General features: G+C 76.2%; 2 protein-coding genes. Both read left to right on the forward strand.

Annotated features, from left to right (window positions below; all coding sequences use genetic code 11):
- The coding region (locus GTY84_RS29950) for an SDR family NAD(P)-dependent oxidoreductase (RefSeq protein WP_161229549.1) at positions 1-2817 on the forward strand (2817 nt) is incomplete at its 5' end.
- Positions 2818-2843: 26 nt separating this feature from the next.
- Positions 2844-9349, forward strand: a 6506-nt coding sequence (locus tag GTY84_RS29955; protein WP_161229550.1) for a type I polyketide synthase, incomplete at its 3' end; no start/stop codon positions are given.

The raw sequence follows: 9349 nt of genomic DNA on the forward strand, positions 1-9349 counted from the left end.
GTGGCGGCGCGGGGCCGGTTGATGCAGGAGCTGCCGTCCGGTGGGGTGATGGTCGCGGTCGGGGCGGCGGAGTCCGAAGTCCTCGGGCTGCTCGTGGGGATGGATTCCGAGGTGGGTGTCGCGGCGGTCAACGGGCCTTCCTCGGTGGTGGTTTCGGGTGCCGTGGAGGCGGTGTCCGAGGTGGTTTCGAAGCTGTCGGCGCGGGGTCGCAGGACCAAGGCCCTGTCGGTTTCGCACGCGTTCCATTCGCCTCTGATGGATCCGGTGCTGGGAGGTTTCCGCAAGGTGGTGGAGGCGGTTTCCTTCGGGGCCCCGCGCCTGCCGGTGGTGTCCGCGCTCACCGGAGCCGTGGCCTCGGCGGGGGAGTTGTGCTCGGTGGACTACTGGGTGCGTCACGTCCGTGAGGCGGTCCGTTTCGCGGACGTGGTCGAGACCCTGGCGGGGGAAGGTGTCGGCGCGTTCCTGGAGGTCGGGCCCGGTGGTGTGCTGACCGGGCTGGCTGCGGCGGTCGTGGAGGACGGCCGGGCGGTCGTCCCGGTGCTGCGGGGGGACCGGTCGGAGGAGACGGCTGTACTCACCGCCCTCGCCGGGTTCCATGTCCGGGGCACTCCGGTGGACTGGACGGCCGTCCTTGCCGGCCGGGGCGCCCGCCGGGTCGACCTGCCCACCTACCCCTTCCAGCGCGAGCGCTACTGGCTGACGGCGGAGCCCGCCCCGGCCGCCACCACCCCGCCCGCCGCCGACCCGGCGGAGACGGAGTTCTGGGACACTGTCGAGAACGGGGGACCGGAGGCCCTCGCCGAGCGGCTCGGGCTGGCGGCGGGGGCACCCCTGGAGTCCGTGTTCGAGGCGCTCGCGGCCTGGCGCCGGGACAGCCGGGACCGGGCCACCGTCGACGGCTGGCGCTACCGGGCCCTGTGGCAGCCTCGCACCGACCTGCCGGCCGCCGCCCCGACCGGCAGCTGGCTGCTCGTGGCCCCGGACGCGGCCACCGCCGAGCCCTACGCCCGGATGCTCCGCGACCGCGGCGGCGACCCTCTCCTCGTCACCGTCCCGGGCCCCGGAGCCGACCGCGAGGCGCTCGCCGCCCTGCTCCGGGACGCCGGAGCTGTGGACGGCGTACCGGTGGCCGGGGTGCTGTCCCTGCTGGCCGTGGACGAACGGGACCACCCGCTGCACCCGGGCCTGCCGTCCGGTCTCGCGGCCACCGTCGCCCTCGTCCAGGCGCTCGGCGACCTGGGCGTCGGGGCACCGCTGTGGTGCCTCACCGCCGGAGCCGTGGCCGTCAGCGCCTCCCGGCCGGTCACCCGGCCGCTCCAGGCCCTGGTGTGGGGCCTGGGGCGCGCGGTCGCGCTGGAGGCCCCGGACCGCTGGGGCGGTCTGATCGACCTCCCCGACCCGGGGGCCGGCGGGAGCGCCCCCGATGAGCGGACGCTCGCCCGGCTCGCCGCGATCCTCGGCGGGGCCGAAGGCGAGGACCAACTCGCGGTCGGTGCCTCCGGAACCCTGGTCCGCAGGCTGGCCCGGATGGCCCGCACCACGGCGGCCACCGGAACCGACGGCGGCGGCTGGAAGCCCCGGGGCACCGTACTGATCACCGGCGGGACCGGCTCGCTCGGCGGGCACACCGCCCGCTGGCTGGCGGCGGCCGGTGCCGAACACCTGGTGCTGACCAGCCGGCGTGGCGAGGACGCCCCGGGCGCCGCCGAACTCGCCGCCGAGCTGAAGGAGTCGGGGGTCCGGGTGACGGTCGCCGCGTGCGACGTCGCCGACCGGGAGGCCCTGGCGGCCCTGCTGGGCACCCTGTCCGGGGACCCCGCCCCGCTGACCGCCGTCGTGCACGCCGCAGGTCTCCCGCAGTTCACCACCGTCGCGCAGACCACCCCCGGGGAACTGGCCGCCGTGGTCTCGGCCAAGGTGGCCGGCGCGGTCCACCTGGACGAACTGCTCGCCGATCACGACCTCGACGCGTTCGTCCTCTTCTCGTCCGTCTCCGGCGTCTGGGGCAGCGGCAGCCAGGCCGCCTACAGCGCGGGCAACGCCTTCCTCGACGCACTCGCCGAGCACCGCCGTTCCAGGGGACTGGCCGCGTCGGCCGTGGCCTGGGGCCCCTGGGCCGAAGGCGGCATGGCCGCCGACGGAGGCGCGCAGGAGTACCTCCGGCGCAGCGGACTGCCCTCCCTCTCCCCGGCCCTGGCGGTCTCGGCCCTGCGCCTGGCCTTGGACCGGGACGAGACCGCCGTGGTGGTGGCGGACGTCGACTGGCCGAGGTTCGCCCCTTCCTTCACCATCGGGCGGCCCAGCCCCCTGCTGGCCGACCTGCCCGAGGCACGGGCGGCGCTCGCCGCCACCATCGAGGCCGACGGCGTCACCCCCGGAGCCGGTGCCACCGCAGCCGCGGACCTGGTACGGGAACTGGCCGCCCTCGGCCCGGAAGACCGGCACGACCTGCTGCTGGACCTGGTCCGCAAGGAGGCGGCCGCGGCACTCGGCCACCCGGCCACGGACGCCGTCGAACCCGACCGGGCCTTCCGCGACCTGGGCTTCGACTCGCTCACCGCCGTCGAGCTCCGCAACCGGCTCGGCGCCGCGACCGCACTGAAGCTCCCCGCCACCACGGTGTTCGACCACCCCACGCCGAGCGCCCTCGCCGACGCGCTCCTGCGCGCCCTGCTGCCCGCAGACGCCGACGACACCGGCAAGGACACCGCCGGCGACGACACCGGCACCGACACCGACACGGAAACCGAGTCCGCGATCGCGGACATGGACCTCGACCACCTCATCGAACTGGCGCTGGGCGACAGCGAAGCCTGATCGACGTCCCGAGTACGGAGCACATCATGACCACACCGAACGACGACAAGATCGTCCAGGCACTGCGCGCCTCCCTCCAGGAGACCGAGCGGCTGCGCCGCCAGAACCGCAAGATCACGGCCGAGGCCCGCGAGCCCATCGCCATCGTCGCGATGAGCTGCCGCTTCCCCGGCGGCATCGGCTCGCCCGAGGAGCTGTGGAGCCTCCTCGCGGACGGCGGCGACGCGATATCCGGCTTCCCCGCCGACCGGGGCTGGGACCTCGACGCCCTCTACGACCCCGACCCCGACCACGCCGGCACCTGCTACGTCCGCCACGGCGGATTCCTCGACGGCGTGGGCGAGTTCGACGCCGGGTTCTTCGGGATCTCCCCGCGCGAGGCCCTGATGATGGACCCGCAGCAGCGGCTCCTGCTGGAGACCGCCTGGGAAGCCTTCGAACGGGCCGGCATCGACCCGGCCGCCCTGCGCGGCACCCGCACCGGGGTCTTCGCGGGCACCAACGGCCAGGACTACGCCCGCCTTTCCACCTCCCCCGAGGACTTCGACGGCTACCTCGGCACGGGCAACGCGGCCGCCGTGATCTCCGGCCGGCTCGCCTACACCTTCGGCCTCGAAGGACCCGCCGTGACGGTCGACACGGCCTGCTCCTCCTCCCTCGTCGCCCTGCACCTCGCCGCCCAGGCCCTCCGCAAGGACGAGTGCGCCCTCGCCCTGGTCAGCGGAGTGACGGTGATGTCCACGCCCGGCGCGTTCATGGAGTTCAGCCGGCAGCGCGGCCTGGCCACCGACGCCCGTTGCAAGGCGTTCTCGGCCGGGGCCGACGGCACCGGACTGGGCGAGGGCGTCGGCATGCTGCTCGTGGAGCGGCTCTCCGACGCCCGCCGCAACGGCCACCGCGTCCTGGCCGTGCTGCGCGGGAGCGCGGTCAACCAGGACGGCGCCTCCAACGGGCTGACAGCCCCCAGCGGCCCGGCACAGCAGCGGGTCATCCGCCAGGCCTTGGCCGACGCCCGGCTCACCCCGGCCGAGGTGGACGCCGTCGAGGCCCACGGCACCGGAACCGCGCTCGGCGACCCGATCGAGGCCCAGGCCCTGCTCGCCACCTACGGCCAGGACCGCCCCGCCGAGCGGCCACTGCTGCTGGGTGCGCTCAAGTCGAACATCGGCCACACCCAGGCAGCGGCCGGGGTGGCCGGGGTCATCAAGATGGTCATGGCGATGCGGCACGGGACACTGCCCGCCACCCTGCACCTCGACGAGCCCTCCCCGCACGTGGACTGGTCGGCGGGCGCCGTCCGGCTGCTGACCGAGGCCGCCGCCTGGCCGGAGACGGACGGTCCGCGCCGGGCGGGAGTCTCCTCCTTCGGGGTGAGCGGCACCAACGCCCACGTCATCCTGGAACATCCGGCCCCCGAACCCACCCCCCACCAGGCCCCCGAACCCGCCGCGCCCGCGCCCGGCGCGGACCCCGCCGCCGGAACCGTCCGGGCCCCGCTGCTGTGGCCGCTCTCCGCCCGCACCCCGGAGGCCCTGCCCGAGCAGGCCGGGCGGCTCCTCACCTACGTACGCGAACACCCGCACACCCACCCCGCCGACATCGCCCACGCCCTCGCCGCCACACGCGCCCAACTGCCGTACCGGGCAGCCGTGGTGGGCCATGACCGCGACGAGCTGCTGGCCGCCCTCGACGCCTTCGCCCGCCGGGAGCCGACGGGCCGCGCCTTCGAGGGCAGGGCCCGCAGGACCAGGACGGCCTTCCTCTTCTCCGGGCAGGGCAGCCAGCGCCTGGGCATGGGACGTGAACTCCACGCCGCGTTCCCCGCGTTCGCGGAGGCCTTCGACGCGGCGTGCGCGGCGCTGGACCCGCATCTCGAACTCCCGCTCCAGGAGGTGGTCTTCGGGGACGACGCCGAGCTCCTGGGCCGGACCGGATACACCCAGCCGGCGCTGTTCGCGGTCGAGGTGGCGCTGTTCCGGCTGGTGGAGTCCTGGGGCGTCCGCCCGGACTTCCTCGCCGGGCACTCCGTCGGCGAGTTCGCGGCGGCCCATGTCGCGGGCGTGCTCTCCCTCGACGACGCGGCGACGGCGGTCGCCGCGCGCGGCCGGCTGATGCAGGCGCTGCCCTCGGGCGGGGTGATGGTGGCGGTCGAGGCGGCCGAGGAGGAGGTGCGCGCCCTGCTGGCGGGGTGCGAGGACCGGGCCGGCATCGCCGCCGTCAACGGACCCGCCTCCGTGGTGGTTTCCGGTGCCGGGGAAGCGGTGGCGGAGCTGGCCGGGAAGCTCGCGGCCGAAGGCCGGAAGACCCGGGCCCTGAGAGTCTCCCACGCCTTCCACTCCCCGCTCATGGACCCGATGCTCGACGCCTTCCGCGCACTCGTCGAAACCGTCCCCTTCGCGGCACCGACCCTGCCCGTGGTCTCCACCGTGACGGGCCGACGCCTCACGGCCGCCGAACTGGCCGACCCGGCGTACTGGGTGGGCCAGGTGCGCGCCACCGTCCGGTTCGCCGACGCGGTCCGGTACCTGGCCGACGCCGGGGCCTCCGTCTTCGTCGAAATCGGGCCCGGGGGCGTACTGTCCGGCCTGGCCCGGACCCTGCTGGACGAGGACTCCGCGCACGCGATACCTCTGCTGCGCCCGGACACCGCCGAGGAAACGGCCGCCGCATCCGCACTGGCCCGGCTCCACGTCCACGGCTTCCCCCTCGACCCGGCCGTCCTGCACGGGGACCGCGCCGGCCGCCCGGCCCTCCACGACCTGCCCACCTACGCCTTCCAGCGGCGCCGCTACTGGCTGGAGTCCACGGCCTTCTCCGCCCGGACCGCCGCCGACGCCGCCCGGACCGCCGATCCGGCGGAGGCCGGATTCTGGGACTCCGTGGAACGCGCCGACCTCGCCGCCTTCGCCGAGCGCCTCGGCCTCGCCGACGACGCCCCGCTCAGCTCGGTCCTGCCCGCCCTGTCCCTGTGGCGCCGCGACCACCGGGAGCGGTCCGCCCTCGACGGCCTCCGCTACCGCATCGCCTGGCAGCCCGCCCCCGCCACCACCCCCGCTGATCGCCGACTGGGCCACTGGCTGGCCCTCGTCCCCGCCGGCCGCCCCGCCGACGACCCGTGGACGGACGGCGCCCTGCGGGCCCTGGAGGAGCACGGCGCGGCCGTACGGCGGCTGACGGTCGCGCCCGGCACCGGCCGCGAGGCCCTCGCCGAGCTGCTGCGCACCGCCGCCCACGAGCACCCCGCCGACGGGATCCTGTCCCTGGTGGCCGCCGGAGAACAGCCGCACCAGGACCACCCCGTCCTCGCGGAAGGCCTCGCCGCCACCCTCACCCTCGTCCAGGCCCTCGGCGACGCCGGCGTCGACGCCCCCCTGTGGTGCGCCACCCGCGGAGCCGTCTCCACCGGCGCCTCCGACCCGCTGCGCAGCCCCCACCAGGCGGCCGTCTGGGCCCTCGGCCGGACCGCCGCACTCGAACACCCCGGACGCTGGGGCGGCCTGGTCGACCTCCCGGAGACGCTGGACCACCGTGCCGTCCGCCGCTTCGCGGCCGTCCTCGCGGGCACCCACGCCGACGAGGACCAGCTGGCCGTGCGCGGCGCGGGCGTCTTCGTACGCCGTCTGCTGCGCGCCCCCCAGGAGCGGCCGGGCACCCCCGGGAAGCCCTGGCAGCCGCACGGCACCGTCCTGGTCACCGGCGGCACCGGCGCCCTCGGCGGCCTGCTGGCCCGCCACCTCGTCGAGGGCGGCGTCCGTCATCTGGTGCTCACCGGCCGACGCGGCGACCGCGCGCCCGGCGCGGCCGAACTGGTGGCCGAACTGACCGCGCTCGGCGCCGAGGTCACCATCACCGCCTGCGACACCGCCGACCGCGCCGCCCTCGCCGAGGTACTGGCCGCCGTCCCCGCCGAGCACCCGCTCACCGCCGTCGTCCACGCGGCCGGGGTCGGCACTCCGGCCATGCTGGCCGACACGACCGCCGAGGAGTTCGCCGCCGTCCTCGCCGCCAAGGCGGCCGGCGCCCGGCACCTCGACGAACTCCTCGCCGACCGGGACCTGGACGCCTTCGTCCTCTTCTCCTCCATCTCCGGGGTCTGGGGCGCGGCCGGCCAGGCGGCGTACGCGGTGGCCAACGCCTCCCTCGACGCCCTAGCCGAACAGCGCCGGGCCCGGGGCCTGCCCGCCACCGCCGTCGGCTGGGGCCCCTGGGCCGGTGGCGGCATGGTCGAGGACGGCGACGCCGAGGACCGTCTGCGCAAGCGCGGACTGCCCACCCTCGCCCCGCCGTCGGCCCTCGCCGCCCTGCGCGCCGCCCTCGACCGGGACGAGACGGCGGTGACCGTCGCGGACGTCGCCTGGGAACGCTTCGCCCCCTCCTTCACCCTGCTGCGCCCCAGCCCGCTGCTGAACGGCATCCCGGAGGCCGCCGCGGCCGTCGCCGAAGCGGCCGCGCGTCCGGAGGCCGGCGACCGGGGTGACGGCGCGCCCACCGGGTTCGCCCGCCGGACCGCCGCCCTCACCCCGCCCGAGCAGGCGCGTGCCGTCCTCGCCCTGGTCCGGGCGGAGGCCGCCGCGGTCCTCGGCCACCAGGACGCCGAAGCGGTCCCCGCCGACCGGGCCTTCCGCGAACTGGGCTTCGACTCCCTCACCGCCGTCGAACTCCGGGGCCGCCTCGCCACGACGACCGGCGTCCGACTGCCCGCCACCCTGGTCTTCGACCACCCGTCCCCGGCAGCCCTGGCCGCCCACCTGCTCACCGAACTGACCGCGGCCGTCCCCGGCCGGACCGCCGCCCCCGCGCCGACGGCCGCCGCCCGCCCCGCCGCCGACGACGAGCCCCTCGCCATCGTCGCCATGAGCTGCCGCTACCCCGGAGGAGTGCGCGGCCCCGAGGACCTGTGGCGGCTCGTCGCCGAGGGCCGCGACGCGGTCGGCGCCTTTCCCGCCGACCGGGGCTGGGACCTGGACTCCCTCTACGACCCCGACCCCGACCGGCCCGGCACCACCTACGCCAAGGACGGCGGCTTCCTCCACGACGTCGCCGACTTCGACCCCGCCTTCTTCGGGATCTCCCCGCGCGAGGCCCTCGCCATGGACCCCCAGCAGCGGCTCCTGCTGGAGACCGCCTGGGAGGCCTTCGAACGCGGCGGCCTGGACCCCACCTCACTGCGCGGCACCGGCACCGGCGTGTTCATCGGCTCCGGCTACCAGGACTACGCCTCCCGCCTGCTGAGCGTCCCGCAGGACCTGGAGGGCTACATCGGCACCGGCAGCTCCGCCAGCGTCGTCTCCGGGCGCATCGCCTACTCCTTCGGCCTGGAGGGGCCCACGCTCACCGTGGACACCGCCTGCTCCTCCTCCCTGGTGGCGCTGCACCTGGCCGCCCAGGCCGTCCGCCGCGGCGACTGCTCCATGGCGCTGGCCGGCGGCGTCACGGTGATGTCCACGCCCGACACCTTCGTCGAGTTCAGCCGCCAGGGCGGCCTGGCCCGGGACGGGCGGATCAAGGCCTTCGCCGGGGCCGCGGACGGCACCGCCTGGGGCGAGGGCGTCGGCGTGCTGCTGGTCGAGCGGCTCTCCGACGCCCGCCGGGGCGGCCACCCCGTCCTGGCCCTCCTCAGGGGCTCCGCGATCAACCAGGACGGCGCCTCCAACGGGCTGACGGCCCCCAACGGCCCCGCCCAGCAGCGCGTCATCCGCCAGGCCCTCGCCAACGCCGGGCTGACGGCCGCGGACGTGGACGCGGTCGAGGCCCACGGCACCGGCACGGTGCTCGGTGACCCGATCGAGGCCCAGGCCCTGCTCGCCACCTACGGCCGGGAGCGGGACACGGGCGCGCCGTTGTGGCTGGGCTCCCTCAAGTCCAACATCGGCCACACCCAGGCGGCGGCCGGGGTGGGCGGCGTCATCAAGATGGTCCAGGCCATGCGCCACGGCCTGCTGCCCAAGACCCTCCACGTGGACGAGCCGACCCCGCACGTCGACTGGTCGGCCGGAGCCGTCGAACTGCTGACGGAGGCTCTCGACTGGACGGCCGCCCCGGGACGCACCCGGCGGGCCGGCATCTCCTCCTTCGGGGTGAGCGGCACCAATGCCCACGTGATCATCGAGCAGCCGCCGGCCGAGCCCCCCGCAACCGCCCACGGAACCCGCCCCGCACCGGCACCCGTCCCCTGGCTGCTCTCCGGAGCCGGCCCCGAAGCCCTCCGCGAGCAGGCCGAACGCCTCCTCGACCACATCGAACGCCACCCCGCCCTGGACCCGGCCGACGTGGCCCTCTCCCTGGCCGGTTCCCGCGCCGCACTGGACCACCGGGCCGCCGTCCTCGGCACCCGGCGGGAGGACTTCCTGCCCGCCCTGCGCGCCCTCGCCACGAACGACCCGGCCCCGGAGGCGGACACGGCCCTGCGGGGCACGGCCGGCTCCCGGCCGGGGACCGCGTTCCTGTTCTCGGGGCAGGGCAGTCAGCGGCTGGGGATGGGCCGTGAACTGTACGAAGCCTTCCCGGTGTTCGCGGACGCCTTCGACGGATG

This window comes from Streptomyces sp. SID8352, assembly GCF_009862265.1.
Classification (GTDB): domain Bacteria; phylum Actinomycetota; class Actinomycetes; order Streptomycetales; family Streptomycetaceae; genus Streptomyces.